The sequence below is a fragment of the Caballeronia sp. RCC_10 genome (genome assembly GCF_041360715.1).
GTDB lineage: Bacteria > Pseudomonadota > Gammaproteobacteria > Burkholderiales > Burkholderiaceae > Caballeronia > Caballeronia grimmiae.
This window is the reverse complement of the sequence record NZ_JBFUPT010000115.1, coordinates 1-809: the sequence shown is the minus strand read 5'-3', so window position 1 is coordinate 809 and position 809 is coordinate 1. Positions and strand designations below refer to the sequence as shown.

General features: G+C 58.2%; 1 protein-coding gene. It reads right to left on the bottom strand.

The window, feature by feature from the left end; all coding sequences use genetic code 11:
• The coding region (locus tag AB6804_RS31890; RefSeq protein ID WP_370889841.1) for an IS30 family transposase at positions 1 to 749 on the bottom strand (749 nt) is incomplete at its 3' end.
• Positions 750 to 809: the final 60 nt, after the last annotated feature.

Here is an 809-nt window from a genome sequence, read left to right as displayed (position 1 = left end):
ATCTGGCTCGTAGCGTTGCCATACAACAAGTCGCCTTCCCAGTGCCCGGGTATTGCGCGATCCTCCGCCGTAGCAGGGCGTTCACTGATCGATACGGCGTTGCGAATGTTCGTGCGGCCCTCAGTCTTCAGTGTGTGGTGACGAGACCGGCGCATGGTTCGAGAGCGTCGCAAGTGCTCAAGCAATTCCTTTTTCAGGGCACCACGAGCTTGGATATAGAGGCTCCGATAGATTGTCTCGTGCGACACCAGATAATCCTTGTTGACCGCATACGCATGTCTGAGCCAACCAGCAATCTGCTCAGGGGACCACTGCAGCTTCAGCTTTGCAGCGACAACTCGCGCCAGCGTCTGGTTCTGCACCAATTTGCCAACCTTCGGCCGACGTGCCCGCTCCCAGGCGATCGCATCCGCCTGGCTCGCTCGATAGCCTCGGCTACCCCCGTTGCGCCGCAACTCGCGACTTATAGTGGAAGCAGCGCGCCCCAGCCTGGTTGCGATCGACCGAATCGATAATCCGGACACCAGGGAGCGGGAAATCTCTTCGCGCTCAGCGAGCGTCAATACCCGTGCCGCGCGGTGCCTTTGCAGCGGCTGGATGCCGCCGGTCTCCGATAGTATCCCCTGAATCGAAGAATGGCCTCGATTGAACAGGTTGGCAATCTGATGAATCGTATCGCCCTTCCGCCATCGCTCCCACATCAGCGCTTTCTGGGTCTCAGAGTAATAGATTCTCGGTCGCTGCTTCATTTGCAACACCTCCGCTGCTCACGCAAATTTTAGGTGTTGCATCGACCGGTTGAATCCGCC